This is a genomic window from Prochlorococcus marinus str. MIT 0917 (assembly GCF_027359575.1).
Lineage (GTDB): Bacteria > Cyanobacteriota > Cyanobacteriia > PCC-6307 > Cyanobiaceae > Prochlorococcus_B > Prochlorococcus_B marinus_D.
In genome coordinates, this window is sequence record NZ_CP114784.1 from 794,626 (window position 1) to 818,140 (window position 23,515).

General features: G+C 31.4%; 16 protein-coding genes and 1 tRNA gene. 9 read left to right on the forward strand and 8 right to left on the reverse strand.

Going from position 1 to position 23,515, the window contains the following annotated elements; translation table 11 throughout:
* Positions 1–19 precede the first annotated feature (19 nt).
* Together O5637_RS04770 and O5637_RS04775 are read right to left on the reverse strand one after the other, a co-directional pair.
* Positions 20–838: an NAD-dependent epimerase/dehydratase family protein gene (locus tag O5637_RS04770; protein ID WP_269606547.1), complete on the reverse strand. Its 819-nt coding sequence runs from the start codon at positions 836–838 to the stop codon at positions 20–22.
* A gap of 231 nt (positions 839–1,069) precedes the next feature.
* Positions 1,070–1,142: transfer RNA gene (locus tag O5637_RS04775), tRNA-Ala, on the reverse strand.
* Positions 1,143–1,973: 831 nt separating this feature from the next.
* Here O5637_RS04775 and O5637_RS04780 point away from each other — a divergent pair.
* From O5637_RS04780 to O5637_RS04820, 9 genes are all read left to right on the forward strand, one after another.
* Entirely contained in the window at positions 1,974–4,646 is a 2,673-nt protein-coding gene (locus O5637_RS04780) for a tetratricopeptide repeat protein (RefSeq protein ID WP_269606548.1), read from the forward strand.
* Positions 4,647–4,865: 219 nt separating this feature from the next.
* Positions 4,866–5,294, forward strand: a complete 429-nt coding sequence (locus O5637_RS04785; protein ID WP_269606550.1) for a cupin domain-containing protein — start codon at positions 4,866–4,868, stop codon at positions 5,292–5,294.
* 7 nt (positions 5,295–5,301) lie between these two features.
* Entirely contained in the window at positions 5,302–6,543 is a 1,242-nt protein-coding gene (locus tag O5637_RS04790) for a class I SAM-dependent methyltransferase (protein ID WP_269606552.1), read from the forward strand.
* A gap of 28 nt (positions 6,544–6,571) precedes the next feature.
* The gene (locus O5637_RS04795) at positions 6,572–7,528 is read left to right on the forward strand and encodes a Gfo/Idh/MocA family protein (RefSeq protein WP_269606554.1); all 957 of its coding nucleotides are present in this window, start codon (positions 6,572–6,574) and stop codon (positions 7,526–7,528) included.
* 222 nt (positions 7,529–7,750) lie between these two features.
* The gene (locus tag O5637_RS04800) at positions 7,751–8,719 is read left to right on the forward strand and encodes an NAD-dependent epimerase/dehydratase family protein (RefSeq protein ID WP_269606555.1); all 969 of its coding nucleotides are present in this window, start codon (positions 7,751–7,753) and stop codon (positions 8,717–8,719) included.
* A gap of 455 nt (positions 8,720–9,174) precedes the next feature.
* On the forward strand, positions 9,175–11,646 hold the full coding sequence (locus tag O5637_RS04805) for a tetratricopeptide repeat protein (RefSeq protein WP_269606557.1): 2,472 nt from the start codon (positions 9,175–9,177) through the stop codon (positions 11,644–11,646).
* Positions 11,647–11,834: 188 nt separating this feature from the next.
* The gene (locus O5637_RS04810) at positions 11,835–14,387 is read left to right on the forward strand and encodes a tetratricopeptide repeat protein (protein ID WP_269606559.1); all 2,553 of its coding nucleotides are present in this window, start codon (positions 11,835–11,837) and stop codon (positions 14,385–14,387) included.
* Positions 14,388–14,763: 376 nt separating this feature from the next.
* On the forward strand, positions 14,764–16,458 hold the full coding sequence (locus tag O5637_RS04815; protein WP_269606561.1) for a tetratricopeptide repeat protein: 1,695 nt from the start codon (positions 14,764–14,766) through the stop codon (positions 16,456–16,458).
* Between the two features lie 1,200 nt (positions 16,459–17,658).
* Positions 17,659–17,889, forward strand: a complete 231-nt coding sequence (locus tag O5637_RS04820) for a copper-binding protein (protein ID WP_269606563.1) — start codon at positions 17,659–17,661, stop codon at positions 17,887–17,889.
* Positions 17,890–17,903: 14 nt separating this feature from the next.
* Here the strand turns inward: O5637_RS04820 and lexA are convergent, their stop codons facing one another.
* The 6 genes from lexA to O5637_RS04850 form a co-directional block, all read right to left on the reverse strand.
* Entirely contained in the window at positions 17,904–18,512 is a 609-nt protein-coding gene (gene lexA / locus O5637_RS04825; protein ID WP_269606565.1) for a transcriptional repressor LexA, read from the reverse strand.
* Between the two features lie 65 nt (positions 18,513–18,577).
* Complete coding sequence (gene argF / locus O5637_RS04830; RefSeq protein ID WP_269606567.1) at positions 18,578–19,534, reverse strand: ornithine carbamoyltransferase; 957 nt, start codon at positions 19,532–19,534, stop codon at positions 18,578–18,580.
* Between the two features lie 54 nt (positions 19,535–19,588).
* A complete protein-coding gene (ftsH, locus tag O5637_RS04835; protein WP_269606568.1) occupies positions 19,589–21,463 on the reverse strand; it encodes an ATP-dependent zinc metalloprotease FtsH in 1,875 nt (624 codons plus the stop codon).
* Positions 21,464–21,568: 105 nt separating this feature from the next.
* On the reverse strand, positions 21,569–22,663 hold the full coding sequence (gene ribD, locus O5637_RS04840; RefSeq protein ID WP_269606570.1) for a bifunctional diaminohydroxyphosphoribosylaminopyrimidine deaminase/5-amino-6-(5-phosphoribosylamino)uracil reductase RibD: 1,095 nt from the start codon (positions 22,661–22,663) through the stop codon (positions 21,569–21,571).
* 2 nt (positions 22,664–22,665) lie between these two features.
* Entirely contained in the window at positions 22,666–23,160 is a 495-nt protein-coding gene (locus O5637_RS04845; protein WP_269606572.1) for a DUF3122 domain-containing protein, read from the reverse strand.
* The gene (locus tag O5637_RS04850; RefSeq protein ID WP_269606573.1) at positions 23,144–23,431 is read right to left on the reverse strand and encodes a hypothetical protein; all 288 of its coding nucleotides are present in this window, start codon (positions 23,429–23,431) and stop codon (positions 23,144–23,146) included. Before O5637_RS04850 ends, O5637_RS04845 begins: the two co-directional genes overlap by 17 nt.
* Positions 23,432–23,515: the final 84 nt, after the last annotated feature.

A 23,515-nucleotide genomic window follows, 5' to 3' on the forward strand; every position in this document is an offset into this window, starting at 1 on the left:
AAAATTTTAAGTTTATATTTTAATTACATAAATCATTAATTATATCTAAATGAGAGAAGTCTGCATTAAATCCAAGTGATTGTATTTTATTAATATCCATCCAAAAACTTTTATTTACTGATTCTGATCGGAATTTAGGAGAATTTATGGATATTATATTTGATCTAGATTGGATTCTTTCCTTTGCCAAATTTATAAAATCTCCAATACTAATTGGCTTGCCTAGGCCAACATTATATATTTCATTTAGCGCCCCTTTCCTGCAAATTAATTCAATAGCTTTGCAAGCATCATGAATATGTATTATTTCTCTCATATGCTCACCATTGTCATGCAATTCAATTTGCTCATCTTCTTTTAGTTTATTAATCATCCATAGTAATGCATTTTTATTATTTGATATATTTTTATCGCCCTTTCCTAAAACATTACATAATCTTATTATCCTATATTTGATACCAAATGTTTCACTAAATGTAATAAGCATATCTTCTGCACACTTCTTAGTAATTGAATAAAATCCCTTGGGTTTACATAATGAGATTTCTTTAGCTGGTAGAGAATCCAACTTTCCATAAACATACCATGAACTTATAAAATTAAAAATAATATCTTTTTTTTTACAGTAATTTAAAACCTCACAAAGTACTGATAAATTGCTTTCAACATCAATTGATGTATCAGTAAATATACTAGAATTATCGATGCTTGAAATAAAATAAAGGATCTCATTACTTAACGGATTTCTATTCTCACGTTTAATATTTATGTGAGAAGGGTACAATTTTATAAACTTACTTCCAATAAAACCAGTCGAACCATAAATTGATAGCTTCATTTAATATAAATAATTACTACTGAGATTAGATTAAATACGATATAAGATATTTTAGTAAATCAGATAAGACTGTGAAGATCAAAGCCTTAATCTTAATATCATTCCTTAATAGGATTATCGATCTAACAATGAGAGCACAATAGCGATTTCTAGCTATATCAGGCAATATCGTATTATTCACGCTTTACAGCAAATTCTCTGAAATCTATTGCTGTGAATGAGAAAACCTAATGGAGCCAAGCGGACTCGAACCGCTGACCCCCTGCATGCCATGCAGGTGCTCTACCAGCTGAGCTATGGCCCCAAATCGTTCTAAACACTGTGTTATCAACAGCTTTCAAGGAATTTAGAGTTGAAGTCAAAATCACTTGATATTGGCTGTATAGCAATTCTGCGCAACAATATGCGCAATGGATTACCAATCACAGAGTGGGTTCCAGGACTGAATGGCAGAAAATTCTGCGCAAAACCAACAAACTCGAGAACGGCGAGGGATGATCTCTTCGTAGAAAAGGGAAAAGGGCTTCCTACAAACTCAAGTAACTCTTAGACACCGAGAGGATGGTCGTAGAGAAAGTACTTTTATTCCTTACGAATGGAACAGTCGAAACCAAACCAAGATTACTACGGCGGTTGCAGAACTAAAAATGCTTATTGATGATCGAAATCTAACTATTAAAGAAGCCGAGAAATTCAGACTTGGTTCCAGTGAAGAAGCAAGTGCAGTAAAAGCTATCAACTGGGTCAGAATCCTAGAGTTCAAGCAAGATCACTGCTTGATCAATTAGTGGCTAAAGGACTAGAAGCAAAGAATGAACACTTCCACTCCCGATCGAGGCAAAGTGTCTTTCCACCGACCTATATAAATAACATCGTTTTTACTCTTATATAAGAAGAGTGAAAATGGTAAAAAGGTTCTTTTAATTAGAAACTCTGCTATGGGTAAAGGTGATTATTTACTTTTCTTCGTTTGCCATATCTAAATTTTGTATCAAACAGGATTCCAAAATGCATACATGGCTCACTATTTTGTAACCAGATCCAAGAAATTTATACACAAGGAATATTTGTGAAAGGATTTAAGTTAGAATAATTTTTAATAGCCTTTTAAAAAAGGACAGAAGTTACTTAGAAAATGAAAGGTTTTGGTAAACAACATAAACATAAAAAGAAAAAAATAACAGCAAATAAAAGAACTCCAGTTCGATTTCCTTTAGGTGAAATCAAAGAGAATATTACTGTTATAACTAATACTGATTCTCAACTTTCTAAAGAACGAATATTTAATCAAGCATGTAAATTTCATTCAGAAGGTAATATTCAAGAAGCAAAAAAGTATTATCAATATTTCATTAATCAAGGCTTCAAAAACCACATAGTTTTTTCTAATTATGGAAACATATTACACGAACTTGGAAACTCAAAAGAAGCAGTATTATTGTACAGAAAAGCAATTAAAATCAAACCTGATTACACAGATTTTTATTACAACCTAAGTATAATATTAAAAGATATTGGCAACTTAGAAGAAGCTGAGTTATCTACTCGTAAAGCAATTGAACTTAAGCCTGATTATGCAGAAGCACATTACAACCTAGGTATAATATTAAAAGATCTTGGCAACTTAAAACAATCAGAATTATCATACCGCAATGCAATTAAAATTAAACCTGATTATGCAGAAGCACATTACAACCTAGGTATAATATTAAAAGATCTTGGCAACTTAAAACAATCAGAATTATCATACCGCAATGCAATTAAAATTAAACCTAATTACGCAGAAGCACATTACAACCTAGGTATAATATTAAAAGATCTTGGCAACTTAAAACAAGCAGAATTATCATACCGCAATGCAATTAAAATTAAACCTGATTACATAGAAGCTCATTCCAATCTTGGAAATATTTTGAGAGATATTGATAAGTTACAAGAAGCAGAATTATCATACCGTAATGCAATTAAAATAAAACCTAATTACGCAGAAGCCCATTACAACCTAGGCATAATATTGAGAGATATTGTTAACTTACAAGAAGCAGAATTATATACTCGTAAAGCAATTGAACTTAAGCCTGATTTCGCAGAGGCTCATTCGAATTTAGGAAACATATTGAGAGATATTGGTAACTTACAAGAAGCAGAATCATCTACTCGTAAAGCAATTGAACTTAAGCCTGATTTCGCAGAGGCTCATTCGAATTTAGGAAATCTATTGAGAGATATTGGTAACTTACAAGAAGCAGAATTATATACTCGTAAAGCAATTGAACTTAAGCCTGATTTCGCAGAGGCTCATGTGAATTTGGGAACCATTTTGTACGATCTTGGTAAAGTAATAGATGCAAATAAAGAATATTCACTTGCATTCGAAAAGGACCCAAACAATATTTCTTTTTTTATAAATTCTAGATTGAGATTCTCACCAATAATGAATAATATTGAACAGATAGATACTGAGCGTAAAGAATACAAAAGGCAAATCAAAACATTAAAGAATAATGAAAAAATCTATTATGAAAGCAAAATTATTTTTCAAACAAGTATTTTTTATCTTGCTTACCAAAACAGATTAGATGACAAGGTTATTCTCGAAGAACTGAATAATACAATATCCAAAGTAAAAGGACTAATATTTAAAGGGTTTTCGAGAGAAAAATATCTTGCCACTTCATCAAGAAAAAACAACTTAACGTTAGGTATTTGCTCTGAATTTCTTAGAGAGAATCATACCATCGGAAAATTATATACTAAAGTTCTATTAGATTTATTAAAAGCGGGTATTGAAGTTAATATTTATATACCACCTAATAAATTCATTAATTCAGGTCTAGACCTAATTAAAAAGGGCTTCAAAAGAGTTATCTTTCTTCCAAATTCAACACAGAAAGCAAGTGAATTAATATTTTCAGACAACCTAGATGTTTTATTTTACCCAGATATTGGGATGTCTAACTATACATATATTCTTGCATCATCAAGACTAGCTTTGGTTCAAGCAACCAGCCTAGGCCATCCAAATACATCTGGAATTAAGAATATAGATTATTTTATTACTAATGATATAGTCCCTCACCATCCATCATCTAGCTACACAGAGCGCTTAATTAAATTAAGTAGATTGCCTTTCAATTATCCTAAGCCAAAAATAAATAAATCAAAGTTATCTAGTAAAAATCTAGTTAATTCTGATAATAATTTTATAATCGGACTTACTCAGTCTTTATTTAAGCTTCATCCTGATTTCGATAAAGTACTTGAATCAATATTAAGCGAGATAAAGAATGCATATATTATACTTATAAAAGACAAGCAGGACAATACAACTACAAAATTAAAAACCAGATGGAAACAACAAAGTAATTTATTAATAGAAAGATCAATATTTCTTAATCGAATGTCTAAAGATGATTTTATTAATACCACAAAAAATTGTCACATTATGCTAGATCCATTCTATTTTGGAAGCGGTAATACTTTTTATGAAGCAATGGCCTTTGGCATTCCATTTATTACTTACCCATACAGTCAAAGAGGCAGTTTAGTTGCTTCAGGCTATAAACAGATGGGTGTAAAAAACCCACCAATTGCTCAATCACCTGAAGATTATATAAATTGGTGTAAAGAATATGCTAAGAACAAATTATTTCTTGAGAAAACAAAAAATGATTTAAAAGAAAGGGCACAGAAGTATCTATTTAATGATAACGAAATATACAAAGAATATTATATATTTTTTACTGAGGCTGTAAAAATAGCAGAACAGGGAGAATTGCTAGAAGATAATTGGAAGCCATTTGCTTAAAGCAAAAATTAATTAAAAATATATAACTTTTATATCTTTTCCAAGTCTAAGCTTGTCAAATACATAATTAATTTTATATTTAAATTAATTAAAATCCTTCTTAGAATTCATGAAAATCTCATAAAGCTTAATCCATTAGTTATGAATCTTTATAAATTGTTAGTTAAAGTTAATCGTTTCATTAAAATCAAATCAATAATATAGTTATGGTTAATTCATATGGATAAAATAATACCCCATTCAGAGAATGAAAAAAAAGAATGGCCCTCTTCTGTAATTATCAATCTTCCAGAGGCTTTCTGTGATATCAGAGGCTCAATACAGCCACTATTGGATGTTGATATGAAAAGTTCTGTCTTAATAATTTCAAATGCAGGATCTGTTAGAGCTAATCATTACCATAAAACTGATTGGCATTATTGTTATGTACTCTCTGGAGAAATAAAATATTACTATCGTCCTCATGGGGACAAAAAATTAGCTAAGGAATTAATAATAAAAGAGAATCAAATGTTTTTCACTCCACCTATGGTTGATCATGCCATGGTTTTTGACAAAAAAACTAAATTCTTAACCTGGAGCAGAAATTCAAGGCTGCAAGAATTTTATGAAGCTGATGTTTTTAGAATTGCTCCAATAAACCCGTAAAGATATTATGCTTAAAAATCATTATTTAAGAACTACCTGCAGGCAATGTAACTCTAGAGATCTGACATTAGCGATAAAGATTAAAGAAACACCTCCTGCAAATTCATTTGTAAAAGAATCAGAAATAGCTTTAAATCAGCCTTTATACCCATTAAATGTCTATTTTTGTAATGAATGCAAGCATTTACAATTAGTTGATGTAATAAACCCAGAATATCTTTATAAAAACTATCTTTATGTTTCAGGAACTTCTAATGTATTTGTTAAGCATTTTAATGATTATTTTCAATCAATAAAAGAAAATTATTTTAAAAATGGATTAATAATTGATATTGGATCTAATGATGGAACGTTATTGAGATTTTTTCAAGACGATGGATTTAAAGTATTAGGAATAGAACCTGCAAAAAAAATCGCAACCGAAGCTCTAAATAAAGGGATACCTACATTGATTGATTTTTTTAGTAATGATTTATCTAAAGAAGTTTTAAAAAACTATGGTTCAGCATCAGTAATTACAGCAAACAACGTTTTTGCCCATATTGATAATCCTAAATCATTTTTGAAAGGTATTAAAACTTTGATTAAAGATAGTAAAGGTATTTTTATAATTGAAGTTTCATACCTTCTAGATGTCATAAAGGACAATTTATTTGATACTATTTATCATGAGCACTTAGATTACCATTCAATAATTTCATTAAATAGATTTTTAAATGAAAATGGTTTTGAAATTTTTAATGTAGAGCATGTAGATTCTCATGGAGGCTCAGTAAGAATATTTATTCAACTAAAGAATGGTCAATTTGATATTTCCAATTCAGTTTTGGAGTTTGTAACTAAAGAAATGGAATCAGGTCTAGATAAAATTGATACTTATCTAAACTTTGCCAATAAAATAAATCATATTGGCAGGGAACTTAAAACTTTGCTTAAATCATTAAAATCAAAAGGTAAAACAATTGTTGGTTATGGAGCTCCAGCAAAAGCTACGACTTTAATGTATCACTTTGATATTGGTCCTGAAATCTTAAGCTATATAATTGACGACAGTAAATGGAAGCAGAATTTATATACGCCCGGTATGCATATACCTATAGTTTCTAAGACTTTTCTCAAAGAAAAGAAACCAGATTATATTCTTATTTTAGCTTGGAATTTTTCATCATCAATAATAAAGAATAATATTGACTTTCAGAATAAAGGCGGAAAATTTATTATTCCATTACCAAATATAGAAGTAATTTAGTAAACATCTTATATCATTCAAATCATTAATGAAAAAGAAGAAAAAAAATGAAGATGATTTACCTGAAATAGGCTTAATTGGATTAGGTCGTTGGGGTAAAAATATGCTAGCCGCATGCCAAAACATATCGTGCTTGAAGTTGAAATGTGTAGCAAGCAAAAATCCAGATGCCAAAGAATTAATTCCAAAAGATTGTGAAATTTACTTGGACTGGCGTGAAATGATTACTTACCAGGAATTAGATGGGGTAATTATATGCACACCACCAAATACCCATTTAGAGATTGCACAAAATTTTATAAAAGCCAGAATTCCAATTCTTATTGAGAAGCCTTTAACACTTAATCTAAATGAAGCCAAATCTATTTACAAAATAGCTAAATATTACAATAGTCTAGTTGTGACTGACTTTATACATTTATTTAATTACAAATTCAAAGCCTTAAAAGATTCATTAAAGCTAATTGGTGATATCAAATATATATTAACAAAAGCAGGTAATTTTGGCCCCTATAGAAAAGATACTCCTGTTCTATGGGATTGGGGTGCTCATGATTTGTCAATGTTGATTAGTTTAATGGGACAATCTCCTAACAAAATATCTACAAAAAAAATTAGAGAAAATAAAACTAGAAAAGAAAATGAATCAATATGGCAGATAAATTGTAGCTTTGATAATCAAATTGAATCGAGTACCTTAATAGGCAACATGATGCCTAGATGCAGAAAAATGGGGGTTTTAGGGTCTAATGGAATGCTTGTTTTTGATGATATAGAAACTACTCCTTTAAAGTTTTATAAAAATTGGACCTGCCGTAATTTTCCAAGCAAGGGAGGTATATCAATCCCAGTCTTAGAAGAGAAGGAACCAGTTCAATTAGTTATAGAATCATTTTTAGATTTAATAAACAATGATATAAATCATCATTGGAGTTTATCACTAGGGGTAGAAATTTGTAGACTTTTAAAAGAATCCTCGATATAGATTCTTTTAAATAAAGATAATTAAAACCCAATCACTCCTTACCATTAAGTCTATATCTTTAATAAGTATTTACAGATTTATAAATAAAAAATATATATCTTTATGATATTAATATATAATTTTAATTTAGTTTAAAAATTCAAATAAATACAAATAGAACCTAATATTTTTATAATAGCTCTTTCATAACATATACTTAAAAAGGTCAATGTGAAATGATTGATGAAAAAAATTCTTCTGACAGGGTCAAATGGATTCTTAGGGACACATATTTTATCTAAAATTATAAATTCAAATCAATTCGATTCGATTACTAATATCACAGGGATAGATAACTTCATTAGTTCTAATAAATCAAATGTTTATACAACTAGTTCTAAATATAACTTTATCGAAGCTGATTTAATTAAATTCGACTTCGATCAACTACAAGAATTTGATACTGTTATTCACTTGGCTAGCTTGGCTAGCCCTTTCTACTATAATAAGTATCCTCTTGAGACAGTAGACATAGGTACAACAGTTACACGGAAGTTACTAGAAAAATGTAAAGAGTGGAACGCAAGATTCATATTCTTCTCTTCATCCGAAATTTATGGTAACCCGTCTCCAGATAATATACCTACGAAAGAAGAATATAAAGGATATGTTTCATGTCAAGGATCAAGATCTTGTTATGACGAAAGCAAAAGGCTCGGAGAGACTTTGTGCTATATATATAATAAAAAATACAATATAAATACTAATATAATTAGACCTTTTAACATTTATGGTCCAGGCATGTCTATTTATACAGATTATAGAATGATTCCAAATTTAATGAAATCTGCACTTAGAATGCAGACATTTAATATATATGGTAATGGTAATCAGACAAGAACTTTTTGTTATTATACAGATGCAATTGAGGGGATAATTAAAGTTATAAAAAATGGGGTTTATGGTGAAACCTATAATATTGGTAATGACAAACCTGAAATATCAATGATAGATTTAGTTAAATTATTTCGCAAAACAATTAATATAGATCTAAGTTATAAAATAACTCCATATCCAGAATATTATCCTGATGATGAACCGCTAAGAAGGCTTGCATCAATTGAGAAAGCAAGAGAACATTTAAACTTCCATCCAAAAGTAACTTTAGAAGCGGGTCTGACTAAAACATGGAAGTGGGCTTTAAAGAATTAATTGTATAAAAATATATTTATGATCAATATAATTATTTTTCATAAATGTTTCTCAACTACAGTAATAAATTGCATTTTGTAAGATTAAAAAAATCCACTGGTTTACTTGATAGCACTTATTCAACATAAGGGTCTAATAAATACATGGTATCTTGGAACATGATCATCACCCTATAGGTCCAGCGCATTTGCAGCTCCTAATTAGACTCCGGTCAAAGGGAGGGGAAAAAGATAAAACGATTGAAATAACAAGTGTTGATAAATTTTCAGATACTATTCCCGAAGGAAAGGCGGTGGAAAATCAACAAATGCCTTTATTTAAATAGGCTTTAACTAATTTCTTCCCTTACATAGAGATAACTTTCAGCATAATTACAATGCTGCAAGTCCATTTGAAAGTTAAGCCCATGTGTAAGTTAAACTCCTCATGAATAACCTTTTACAGAAAGAATTGAAGTGACTGATAAAATTAAAGGTTTTGGTAAACAAAGTAAACATAAAAAGAAAAAAACTAAAGAAAATAAAGCCATAATAATTCCAGATGCATTAGAAGAAGTTAAAGGGAATTTTTCAATTTCAACTAATACATCAGCCAAGCCATCTAAAGAAGAAATAATTAATAAAGCATTTATGTTTCATTCACAAGGAAAAATTTTAGAAGCAGCAAAATATTATCAATATTTTATAGATCAAGGGTTTAACGACCCAAAAATTTTTTCTAATTATGGATCTATTTTAAAAGGCCTAGGTAAAATAAAAGAAGCTAAAATTTTGTATCAAAAAGCAATTTCTTTAAATCCTAATCATATCAATGCTCATAATAACCTGGGGAACTTATTTAGAGAAATAGGGCAGTTTAAAGAAGCTGAAACTTATACTCGTAAGGCAATTTCACTTAAACCAGATCTAGCTGAAGCTCATAATAACCTTGGAATCATATTGAGAGATCTTGGAAGATTACAAGAAGCAGAATTATCAACCCGCAAAGCAATTGATCTAACACCTCAATCAGCAGATGCTCATTTGAATCTGGGAAATATATTGAGAGATCTTGGAAACCTACAAGAAGCAGAATTGTCATTCCTTAATGCAATTAAAATTAAACCTAATTACGCAGAGGCTCATTCAAATCTAGGAAACATATTTAAAGATCTTGGCAAATTACAAGAAGCAAAATTTTCATTCCTTAATGCAATTAAAATTAAATCTGATTACGCAGAGGCTCATTCCAATCTGGGAAATATTTTGAGAGATCTTAAAAAATTACAAGAAGCAGAATTATCATACCGCACAGCAATTAAAATTAAACCTAATTACGCAGAGGCTCATTACAATCTAGGAAATGTATTGAACGATCTTGGAAACTTACAAGAAGCAGAATTGTCATACCGCAAAGCAATTAAAATTAAACCTAATTACGCAGAGGTTCACTCCAATCTGGGAAATGTTTTGAGAGATCTTGAAAAATTACAAGAAGCAGAATTGTCATACCGCAAAGCAATTAAAATTAAACCTAGTTACGCAAAAGCACATTTTAATTTAGGAAATTTACAGGTAGATCTTGGCAATTTCAGAGATGCTATAAATCAATACGAAAAAGCTCTAAAATTAAACAATCAATTATCCTTAGCGAAGGCTGCTTTAATTGAAACCAAAAGCAATATCTGTGATTGGAGTAATCAAGATATACTAGCTATTTGGCTAAAGAATCTTGGTATTGAAGGATCTTCTGTTTCACCATCTGGTTTACTTTATTATGAAGATAATCCATTGAGGAATTTAAAAAGAAGTAAAAAATATTATAAAGAAAAATATGATCGACCAACTAAAAAAATAATACATACTAAAAAAAATATAATTCATATAGGTTATTTCTCTGCTGATTTCCGGAATCATCCTGTAATGCAACTAATTGCTCCTTTACTTGAGTTGCATGATAAATCTAGGTTTAAAATATATTTATACTCATTTGTTAAAAAAGAAGATGAATATACTGAAAGAGCAAGAAATTCTGGATGTATATTTAGAGACATAAGCAAGTTAAATAATATCCAAGCTGTCGAATTAGCAAGGGGTGACAACATTGATATTGCTGTTGATCTAATGGGATATACAAAGAAAAATAGAATGTCTATATTTTCTTATAGAGTCGCACCTATTCAAATAAATTATTTGGGATATCCTTCTTCTATTGGGTCTAATATTATTGATTATATTATTGCAGATAAAATTGTAATTCCAGATAATTATGAGAAATTCTACGCAGAAAAGATACTAAGAATGCCAAATTGTTATATATGTAATGATGATAAAATCAAAATAAATAAAGAACTTATTTCTCGAAAAGATTTCAACCTACCTGAGAAAGGATTTATCTTTACTTGCTTTAATAATAGCATAAAAATCACACCAAAAGAGTTTGATATTTGGATGAGATTACTAATTAAAATAAAAGGAAGTGTACTTTGGTTGAAACAGACAAATAAATTAGCGACTGATAATTTGTATAGAGAAGTAGAGAAAAGAAATGTAGATCCAAAACGTTTAATCTTCGCAAATCCAGTTAAATTTAATTTACATTTAGCAAGACACTCTCTTGGAGATCTTGGACTTGATACTTTTAACTTTAATGGTCATAAAACAACTTTTGATGCATTAAGTGCAGGATTACCAGTCCTAACAAAAATTGGAGAAAACTTTACCGCAAGAGTTTCATCAAGTCTATTAAATTCAATAGGCTTGCCAGAACTAATTACATATAATGAAAATGAATATGAAGAAACAGCATTACGACTAGCAAATAATAGTGATGAACTTTTTAAATTAAAATCTAAGCTATCAAAACTAATGAAAGAACCAACACATTTTTCTTCAAAATTATATACTCAAGATCTTGAATCAATTTATACTAATCTTGTTAAAGAATAATCTTATACGCACTTGAAGAAATCGGTGGTTAATTGCAAACGTCTTTATTTTCATTGGCTTTGAAATAATTGCTTCCTTTTCTAGGGAGATAATTTCTTTCTTAATAAAAGGGAGCCAAGATCTATTCAAAGCTAAAACCTCAGTGAAAGTTATAATCATAATTAATAGGTCTTTCTAAACAAATAAATGTGACTGAGGGAAAAAGAAATCAAAAGAAAGCAGGCTTTGAATTCAAAACATTCAAAGTACCATTTGATTTAGAAGAATTCGAAGAAAATATCACTTTGACTTCGAACACTCCTTCTAAACTTTCTAAAGAACAAATAATTAACCAAGCATTTAAATTTCATGCAGAAGGCAACATTTTAGAAGCAATAAAATATTATAAATATTTCATAGATCAAGGATTTAGTGACTACAGAGTTTTTTCTAATTATGGAGGACTTTTATTGAGTTGTGGCAAACCACAAGAAGCAGAATTATCAACACGAAAAGCAATTGAACTAAAACCTGATTTTGCTGATGCTCATTTAAATCTGGGAAGCATATTGAGAGATCTTGGCAAGTCAAAAGAAGCTGAATTATCAACACGAAAAGCAATTGAACTAAAACCTCAATCAGCAGATGCTCATTTAAATCTGGGAAGCATATTTAAAGATCTTGGCAAATTACAAGAAGCTGAATTATCAACACGAAAAGCAATTGAACTAAAACCTGACTTAGCAGATGCTCATTTGAATCTAGGAAACATATTGAGAGATCTTGGAAGATTACAAGAAGCAGAATTATCAACACGAAAAGCAATTGAACTAAAACCTGACTTAGCAGATGCTCATTTGAATCTGGGAAATATATTGAGGGATCTTTGCCAATTAGAACAAGCAGAAATATATCAACGAAAAGCAATTGAAATCAAGCCAGATTCCGCAAATGCTTATGCTAGCTTGGGTAACGTTTTGAGGGATCTTGGCAAATTAGAACAAGCAGAAATATATCAACGAAAAGCAATCGAACTTAATCCGGATTTCGCAAATGCATATTCCAATCTTGGAAACATTTTAAGAGAGCTTCGTAAATTACAAGAAGCTGAATTATATACTCGTAAAGCTATTAAACTTGTGCCTGATTTCGCAGAGTTTCATTCCAATCTTGGAAACATATTAAGAGATCTTGGCAACTTAAAAGAAGCGGAAATTTCATATCTTAAAGCTATTGAACTTAATCCTGATTTAGGAATTGCACATTATAACCTTGGAAATATATTAAGAGATCTTGGGAACTTAAAAGAAGCAGAATTATCCACTCGTAAATCGATTGAACTTAAACCAGATAACGTTGTTGCTCATAACAATCTTGGAAGTATATTGAGTGAGCTTGGAAAACTTGATGATGCAATAAATCAATACAAAAAAGCTCTAAAATTAAACAATCAATCATCAACGGCGAAGCTTGGTTTAATTGAAAATAAAGGCTATATCTGCGACTGGAGTGATCTAGATATACAAACCATTTGGCTAAAGAATCTTGGTATTGAAGGATCTTCTGTTTCACCACTTGGTTTACTTTATTATGAAGATAATCCATTGAGGAATTTAAAAAGAAGTAAAAAATATTTTAAAGAAAAATATTATCGACCAACTAAAAAAATAATACATACTAAAAAAAATATAATTCATATAGGTTATTTCTCTGCTGATTTCCGTAATCATCCTGTAATGCAACTAATTGCTCCCTTACTTGAGTTGCATGATAAATCTAGGTTTAAAATATATTTATACTCATTTGTTAAAAAAGAAGATGAATATACTGAAAGAGCAAGAAATTCTGGATGTATATTTAGAGACATAAGCAAGTTAAATAATATCCAAGCTGTCGAATTAGCAAGGGGTGACAACATTGATATTGCTGTTGATCTAATGGGTTATACAAGAAATAATAGGTTTAATATATTTTCTTATAGAGTCGCACCTATTCAAATAAATTATTTGGGATATCCTTCTACTGTTGGTTCTAATATTATTGATTATATTATTGCAGATAAAATTGTAATTCCAGATAATTATGAGAAATTCTACGCAGAAAAGATACTAAGAATGCCAAATTGTTATATATGTAATGATGATAAAATCAAAATAGATAAAGAACTTATTTCTCGAAAAGATTTCAACCTACCTGAGAAAGGATTTATCTTTACTTGCTTTAATAATAATAAAAAAATCACACCAAAAGAGTTTGATATTTGGATGAGATTACTAATTAAAATAAAAGGAAGTATACTTTGGTTGAAACAGACAAATAAATTAGCGACTGATAATTTGTATAGAGAAGCAGAGAAAAGAAATGTAGATCCAAAACGTTTAATCTTCGCAAATCCAGTTAAATTTAATTTACATTTAGCAAGACACTCTCTTGGAGATCTTGGACTTGATACTTTTAACTTTAATGGTCATAAAACAACTTTTGATGCATTAAGTGCAGGATTACCAGTCCTAACAAAAATTGGAGAAAACTTTGTGGCAAGAGTTTCATCAAGTCTATTAAATTCAATAGGCTTGCCAGAACTAATTACATATAATGAAAATGAATATGAAGAAACAGCATTACGACTAGCAAATAATAGTGATGAACTTTTTAAATTAAAATCTAAGCTATCAAAACTAATGAAAGAACCAACACATTTTTCTTCAAAATTATATACTCAAGATCTTGAATCAATTTATACTAATCTTGTTAAAGAATAATCTTATACGGCACTTGAAGAAATCGGTTGTAAATTATATTTTCATATCAAATCAAGTCTCATAAATTGTTCAAACAAATAATGGATTTAAGCTATTGCTCCAGCGAAATTTTTATTTCCTTATTAGTTTCCAATCTATGGTAAATAAAGAGAATTGCTAAAGTTAGCTATAAAATTTGCTGAGGTAAGGAAGTTTTATCATTAATGAAATCGGTGGTTAATTGCAAACGTCTTTATTTTCATTGGCTTTGAAATAATTGCTTCCTTTTCTAGGGAGATAATTTCTTTCTTAATAAAAGGGAGCCAAGATCTATTCAAAGCTAAAACCTCAGTGAAAGTTATAATCATAATTAATAGGTCTTTCTAAACAAATAAATGTGACTGAGGGAAAAAGAAATCAAAAGAAAGCAGGCTTTGAATTCAAAACATTCAAAGTACCATTTGATTTAGAAGAATTCGAAGAAAATATCACTTTGACTTCGAACACTCCTTCTAAACTTTCTAAAGAACAAATAATTAACCAAGCATTTAAATTTCATGCAGAAGGCAACATTTTAGAAGCAATAAAATATTATAAATATTTCATAGATCAAGGATTTAGTGACTACAGAGTTTTTTCTAATTATGGAGGACTTTTATTGAGTTGTGGCAAACCACAAGAAGCAGAATTATCAACACGAAAAGCAATTGAACTAAAACCTGATTTTGCTGATGCTCATTTAAATCTGGGAAGCATATTGAGAGATCTTGGCAAGTCAAAAGAAGCTGAATTATCAACACGAAAAGCAATTGAACTAAAACCTCAATCAGCAGATGCTCATTTAAATCTGGGAAGCATATTTAAAGATCTTGGCAAATTACAAGAAGCTGAATTATCAACACGAAAAGCAATTGAACTAAAACCTGACTTAGCAGATGCTCATTTGAATCTAGGAAACATATTGAGAGATCTTGGAAGATTACAAGAAGCAGAATTATCAACACGAAAAGCAATTGAACTAAAACCTGACTTAGCAGATGCTCATTTGAATCTGGGAAATATATTGAGGGATCTTTGCCAATTAGAACAAGCAGAAATATATCAACGAAAAGCAATTGAAATCAAGCCAGATTCCGCAAATGCTTATGCTAGCTTGGGTAACGTTTTGAGGGATCTTGGCAAATTAGAACAAGCAGAAATATATCAACGAAAAGCAATCGAACTTAATCCGGATTTCGCAAATGCATATTCCAATCTTGGACTCATATTAATTGATCTTGCCAAATCAAAAGAAGCAGAGATTCATATTATAAAAGCAAATAAAATCGAACCTAATTCTGCACAATTTAAGTTAAACTTAGCTATTTGCCAGCTTGCTCTTGGAAATATAACTTCTTCAATATCAACACTCGAATTGGCCTATAAAATAAATCCTAAAGACATACAAATAAAATGCTTGTTGTCTATTCTAAATGGAAGAAATATAGATAAGTTAAAAAGCTTAAGACTAGAAAAGATATTAAATTCACAATTCGAGGAAAAGTTAGATTGGAAGCCACTTGTGCTACATAGGCCTATAGAGAAAGAACTAATACAAAAACTATATACTCTTAAAACTCAAGAAGCTTCAAATCAAGATAGATATCCACGTCCAATCTTTGGCAACATAAAAGGATCAGACTATGATTTGTTTGAAACTAAAACACCTATAATAATAAATTTCAAGAAAGATCTAATTAATATACTAAGTGTATATTTTGAATCTGAAATCTTCATTACTGATTCATTTTTCAATATAATACAACCTAAAGATGGTATTGGAGGAGGTAATAAAATTCACAATCATCTTAATGAAATAGACAAAATACCTGAAATTGATATCTCCAAACAAAAGTTTAGTTTAGTATATTATTTATCTATAGGGGATCAAAATTGTCTAGAAAAAGGTAAATTGCAATTTCATCAACCAAACCAAGATTTTCTACCTGGTGAAGGAATGATAGTTATATTTCCTGCCTCTAAATTACATTCTGTATCTTACAATGGTAAAAAGGATCGGGTTGTTATAGTAGTTAATTTTTATATCGTTTAATTTAAAATCAATATTTTTTAAATCGATATAAGAAACAATGATAAGACTTGCAAGCAACCCAAATTCAATGTCTAATATAAAAACCAAATTAAAAAATACAGAGATAAATAATATATTATTTGATTCAGAAAAAGTCACTCTTAATTTAGAAAAAATATAGTAAAATCTTATAAAGTACTTAGAAAATAAGAAATAGGACTAAAGAAGATTTAAACAAACAATCACTTATTATTTTCTATTAAAAAATTTTGATTATATATCTCGTCGAAAAAACTATTCAAAGCAGCTTCTGAAAAATTTTCCCTAATCTTCCAATTAATTTCAAAGGATGGTTTAGTTTTTCTTGAATTTAAGGTCTCCTTCATTAATTGATAAAAGTTTTCTAGTCAATCAAAATTTAATTGCGTTTTAAGAATTTGTCCAAAAGAAAATGGTCAATAACAAAAATTTACCAACAGAATCACCCAGATAATCTTAAAAAAATTCATAATTTCATTTATCTATAACCTAAATTCCACTCTTTCTAGAGATTTTTGTACAAACTGATACTTTTCCACATTTTTCTCTTTTCCTGATATTACAAAAAGTTTTGTCCGAGGATTTTGACATGAACTTTTCAATGTATCAAGAGATACAAAAACCTTGAAACTAACTGCAGCGCCTAGAATAAGTTGTAATATTTTTTTTTGTAATTTATCCACTTATTCAATTGACATGACCCCCTTAATGAGATTTTATTTAATTATGAATTTTGTGGAAAAGTGGAAAACCCTTATTTAACAACTAAAAATCTAATTTTTTTTATTGATCTTAAAAGGAGAAGACATTGATTCTAAATATAATTCTGGAGGTTGCAACAGACACAATTCACCCCCAAGAAAACAACCTATAGCTAGCCAATCTAGTCTTTATAGCTCAAACAACTTTGCTCTTCTTCTACATCTTTAATTACTAATTCCATTTCCTTTTCTTGAGAATCAATTTTTTTAAAACCTAAAACTTCAATAGTTTAATTACCTAGAGAATTTTCAAAAAACTTTTTTTTATAATCATAAATTTTTGAATAAAAAAAATAATCATGAACTAATTTCAATTGTTTATGTTGAAAGTAAGTTTTTTAATAAGCCTATTAATTAATTTATTAATTTATTTTGCTGACTTTAAAACCACCAAAAGACAATTTTGAGTAATAGTAATTGTATGCATAATCCTTTCTCCATTTATTGGAATAAAAATTGGACCTTTCAAGTAGTACATGGAGAAGGTGGTATTTATATAGAAGCAAAAGGATTGGGGCTTCTAATAAGAAAACCTTTATTAGCAACTGAAAGCCCTATTACTGCAGCAGATAATTTGGTTTATAGCGAAGATAAAAATAGAAAATCTTTATTCAACGCTTGGAAGTCAAAAAAAATTAATAATCTTAATTAGTTTTTAAAATAGAGTTAAGTTTTCCTCCACACAGCTACTAACTTTCCCTGAACATATACTTGTTCAGCATCAATTTCTATAGGTTCATAGGATGTATTAGCGGCTTCTAAACGAACTAAACTTCCATCACGAAAAAAATGTTTCAAAGTAGTTCCCAATCCGGGAACCATAGCACTAACAATAGTTCCGTCTCTCAGACGAGAAGGGTCATTAACAGGTTCCATTAAAACCATATCTCCGTCTGCAATAAAAGAATCAATCATTGAATCTCCATTTACCGTCAAAGCAAAAAGTCCCTTTAATTGAAGAACTGAATTTAAATCCAGAGTTTCCTGTACATCATCAAAAGTTTCAACTAACCCACCTGCAGCGATTGCTCCTAAAACAGGAACGCCCGAAATAGTCTCCTCTATTAATTGCAGTGTTCTTGCCTGACCTTCTTGCCATTTTATCCAGCCTTTTTGTTGCAAATGTCTTAAACGGCTTTGGATTGGTGCCGGAGATCTTAGTCCCATAGCTTGCATCATCTGCCTAATTGAAGGGCTGTGATGATGAGCTCCAATAAAATCTACAAGCCAGTCATAGAGTTCTTGCTGGGCAGTAGTTAAAGCTTCTTCTGGCATTCGAATGGTTTGAGTACATATGTCCTTCAATACATATGTACCTAAATTATCTCAACATCGCAACCCTAAAGCCCTCCAAGCTGGACGGCGAGCAATGCTTGCTGAACATGAAGCCTATTCTCAGCCTGATCAAATACATGACTACTTTTGCTCTCTAAAGCTTCTTCTGTAATTTCTTCACCTCTATGAGCAGGCAAACAATGCAAAATAATTACTTCCTCATCTGCAAGACCTATTAATTTTTGATCAACTTTATACTTTTCAAAAATTTCTTTCCTCTTTAAATGCTCTTCTTCTTGCCCCATAGAAGCCCAAACATCTGTATAAATAACTTGAGCACCCTTAACAGCATTTGAAGGATTATTAGAAATAGATATTTTCGAACCAAATTCGGAAAGCGAGTTTGCCTTTTCTACAATTTTAGAATCTGGTTCAAAACCTTTTGGAGAGCAAATTTTTACATTCACTCCCAACATTGCTCCACATATCATCAGGGAGTTGGCAACATTATTTCCATCTCCTATGTAAGAAAGATTTATTCCTTTAAGCTGCCCAAATTCTTCCTGAATTGTCAAATAATCTGCTAGGGCCTGACAAGGATGTTCAAGATCAGTCAGAGCATTGATTACGGGAATAGTAGACCACTCTGCATATTCTTCCAGTTCTTGCTGAGAAAAAGTCCTAATTGCAAGAATATCGCAATATCGACTCAAAACTCTTGCTGTATCTTTAATAGGTTCACCCCTACCAAGTTGAGTGATTTGAGGATTTAGATCAATAGTTTGCCCACCAAGTCTTGCCATTGCTACTTGGAAACTCACTCTTGTCCTTGTAGAGGCTTTTTTGAATATCAATCCAAGAACTCTATTTCCAAGGTCTATTCTTCTATTACCTATTTTTAGCTGTTTAGCTAATTCAAATAAAGATAAGACCTGATCTGTATTCAGATCAGATGAAGAAAGGAAGTTGCTTTTACTAAAAGAATTTAATCTAGAAGCTAAACCTAAAGATGCTGAAGCCATAAATAAGCCTCAAATATCCTTTATCGGAGATAAAGGATATAAAAGTCAAGTCTTTTAATTTAAAACTTTTTCAGGCATGACACTGTTCGAAAGCATTTCTTTAAGTTCATCGCCCTCTATTACTTCCTTCTCAAGGATTTTCTGAGATATATCTTCTAATAATGAAAGATTATTCTTAAGAATATTTAATGCACTTTCGTGTGCGTTATCTACCAAACTTCTAACTTCTTTATCGATGGCCTGAGCAGTTGCATCACTTAATTCTCTTCTTGGATTGTTATTACCACCAAGGAATTGCCCACCTCCTTGCTTGTCATAGGCCAAAGGTCCCAAAATATCACTCATACCGTATGTTCCAACCATCTGCTCTGCTAAATCAGTAGCTCTTTGTAAATCATTTGATGCTCCAGTAGTAATTTTTCCAAAAATGATTTCTTCTGCAGATCTACCACCTAAAAGAGTAGCTATTTGACCTTGTAAATCTTCTTTTGAGTTTAAGAATCTTTCTTCGGTAGGTAATTGAAGGGTATAGCCCAATGCACTCATACCTCTTGGAACTATAGATATTTTTGCGACTTTGCTACCTCCAGGCATTAGGTGGCCGACTATTGCATGACCAACCTCATGGTAGGCAACAATCTTTTTCTCATCATCTTGCAAAACTCTGCTTTTTTTCTCTAATCCTGCAACTACTCTTTCAATTGCCTCGTTGAGATCTTTTTGTTCAACGGATGTTCTTTTACCACGGGCTGCTAGCAGGGCTGCTTCATTTACCATATTGGCTAAGTCAGCCCCAGCAAACCCACTAGTTGCCTGAGCAATTCGATCTAAATCAATCTCATTAGACAATTTTACTTTTTTTGTATAAATTTCCAAAATTGTTTTTCTGCCAGACAGATCAGGTCTATCAACAAGAACTTGCCTATCAAATCTGCCTGGGCGTAGTAATGCTGCGTCTAAAACTTCAGGTTGGTTAGTAGCCGCAAGAACAATTACTGGTTTGTCAGTTGAAGCGAAACCATCCATCTCTGTTAGTAGCTGATTAAGTGTTTGCTCTCTCTCATCATTTCCACCAACAACTCCCATCGAACCTGATCTGCTTTTGCCGATTGCATCAAGTTCATCAATAAATATTATACAAGGTGCTTTTTTCTTAGCTTGTTCAAACAAATCTCTGACTCTTGCAGCACCTGCACCAACAAATAGTTCTACAAATTCAGAACCCGAAATAATAAAGAAGGGTACTTCTGCCTCACCAGCTACAGCTTTTGATAAAAGGGTTTTACCAGTTCCTGGAGGGCCGACAAGTAAAACACCCTTAGGAATTCTTGCGCCAATATCGGTATATCTTTGAGGCTTTTTGAGGAAATCAACTATTTCAGTTAATTCATCTTTAGCCTCATCAACTCCTGCTACATCTTCGAAAGTAACTTTTGATTCATCGTCGGGGACATATACTTTTGCCTTGCTTTTAGTAAAACTGAGAGCTCCCTGAGCTCCGCCCCCGCCCATACTTCTGCGAGCAAAAAACTGCAAGACAAGAATAAATATTAGAGGTGGTACAACCCAACTAAGGATAGTAGTAAATATATTAGGTTTCTTGGGAGGGGCAGCTGCAAACTCAACGCCTTTTTTCTCTAACCTCTGTGGTAACTCCATATCAAAAATTGGAGTTGTTGCAAGAACAGATGGAGCTCCCTCTTCTGCAGTAGAAAGTTCGTATCTAATTTGGTCTTGAGTTATGTATGCGCGTTTTACCTCTCCGTCATCAACTTGATTGATGAAAAGGGAATATGGAACTCGTGGAACTTGTGTATTTTGGCTTGGGAAAAAACTACTAAAAAGCAGAAGCGCTCCAAAACCTATAAGAACTAAATTAATTATTCCAAAACGTTTATTTGGTTGATTCTCATCTTGTCGTATTGGCATTAGCAAGGAACTAGGTATTACTAAGTTAAACAAAATTCCCTACTAATTGACTTCTTTAACTGGAGGGAGATCCGAACGAAAATCTAATTTTTTAAAATTAATGCCCTAAACAAGTAGATTCCAACTGAGATCTTCTCCTTTTCGTTCTAAAAGAGAATGTTGCAATTTGTAGGTAGATTCTATTGATTCAAAGCCAAAATCATTCAGAGGACTCATTGAAGACTTACCTCCTAAGAGTTTAGGTGCAACAAAAACCACTAATTCCTGAACACAATTAGCTTCAATTGCACTTGTAGCTAATTGGGGACCGCATTCCCAAAGGATTTTGTTGCAGCCTTTTTTCGCAAGTGAGCCTAGCAATTCAGATGGATCATCCGTATTTAATCTCAATTTCTCTGGACCATCTGGTAAATCAGAAAAGAAAGCTTCATTCCCATCTGGCCCATAAGCAATTAATGTTCTCGCACTTTGCGTATCCCAAAGTTTTGCAGCTTTAGGTAAATCTAATGACCTTGAGAAAATCACCCTTAAAGGTTCAAACTTTGATTTACCCCTTGAAGTCAAAAGAGGATTATCGACACGAACTGTTCCTCCCCCAACTATTACTGCATCACACTTAGATCTAATTTGATGAACTGAATTCCTAGCAGTAACACCTGTTATCCACTTACTACAACCATTTGGTAAGCCAATTCTTCCATCTAAGCTCATTGCCCATTTAAGAATTCCCCAAGGACGACCATGACGAACTCGAAAACTAAATTCGCGATTAACTAATTCACATTCTTGACTCAAAACCCCCTCGATAACTTCAAGTCCAGAGTCTTTTAATCTTGAAATTCCATTGCCTGAGACTCTTGGATCAGGGTCAACCATTCCAATGACAACTCTTTTTAAACCTGCTTTTATTATTGCTTCTGTACATGGGGGGGTTAAGCCTTGGTGGCAACAGGGTTCTAACGTTACAACGATTGTCCCATCAATCGACTTCTCTCCCACTTGAGCAAGTGCTTCTATTTCGGCATGAGGGTTCCCTGCACCTGTGTGATATCCCTCTCCAACAAGTCTTCCACTTGAATCCAGGACAACAGCTCCTACAAGGGGGTTAGGGCTAGTCATACCTTCAGCTAGTAAAGCCAGTTGGATTGAACGTCTCATCCATGGCACCCATATTTTTTGATCCTCAGGCAAATTAATCATTTTTATTCAGCCAATGATCTCCATTCACTTACTAAGTATGGCGGGATTGGCAAATCATTTATCACGCCAGGCAAGCTGAGTCTCAATGGTCTATTTTTATCCAACTCGGCAATCAAATTGCTTAGTTCAAATTCTGCAGCAGAGTCATTCAAAATTTCAACCTTGATTTTACTGTTTTTAGTTATGTCTTTTAGATCCCAAGTCTTTCTCCCCGATTTAACTGTCAAGTTAGTTGGATGATCAATCCTTAATGAGCCTGGATAACCCACAATTCTTAAAATTAAATTATTAGACTTTATGGAACTTGGATAAACGATAATTTGCCAAGTTTGATAATCCACGTCTTTGAGGCTCTCAAGACTTCTTTTAATCTCTTTTTTCTGATCATTTGAAGTAACTGTTGAATCTGCATAACCTTTATTTGCGTTAGTAAAAAAACAACAACAAATCAAAAGACAAGAAATTATTATGCGAAATAAATCACGAAATCCTTCCATCACTAATATCGGAAATCTCTGATTCAAGTAGTGCATCTAATGCTAATGCTGAGCGAACGAGTGACTGATATTTCTTAATGATACGTCGATTACGTTCAACTATTTTTGAAGGATCAGATTTTTCTGAATAATTAATAGGGTTTTCAAAGACTTGAACATCATCATCCATCAACTCTAAATCTTTTTGTTGCTTAATCAGAGCTATCAAAATTTCATGTAGTCGGGATCTTCTGGTTAAGTGACCCTCCGCTTCGTTTTTTTTAAGATTCACAAAACCTTTAAGATAACTATTGAAGTTTTAGTTGATTTTAATCAAAAACATAGTAATGCTATAAAAAGGAAATTTTTCTTCGTC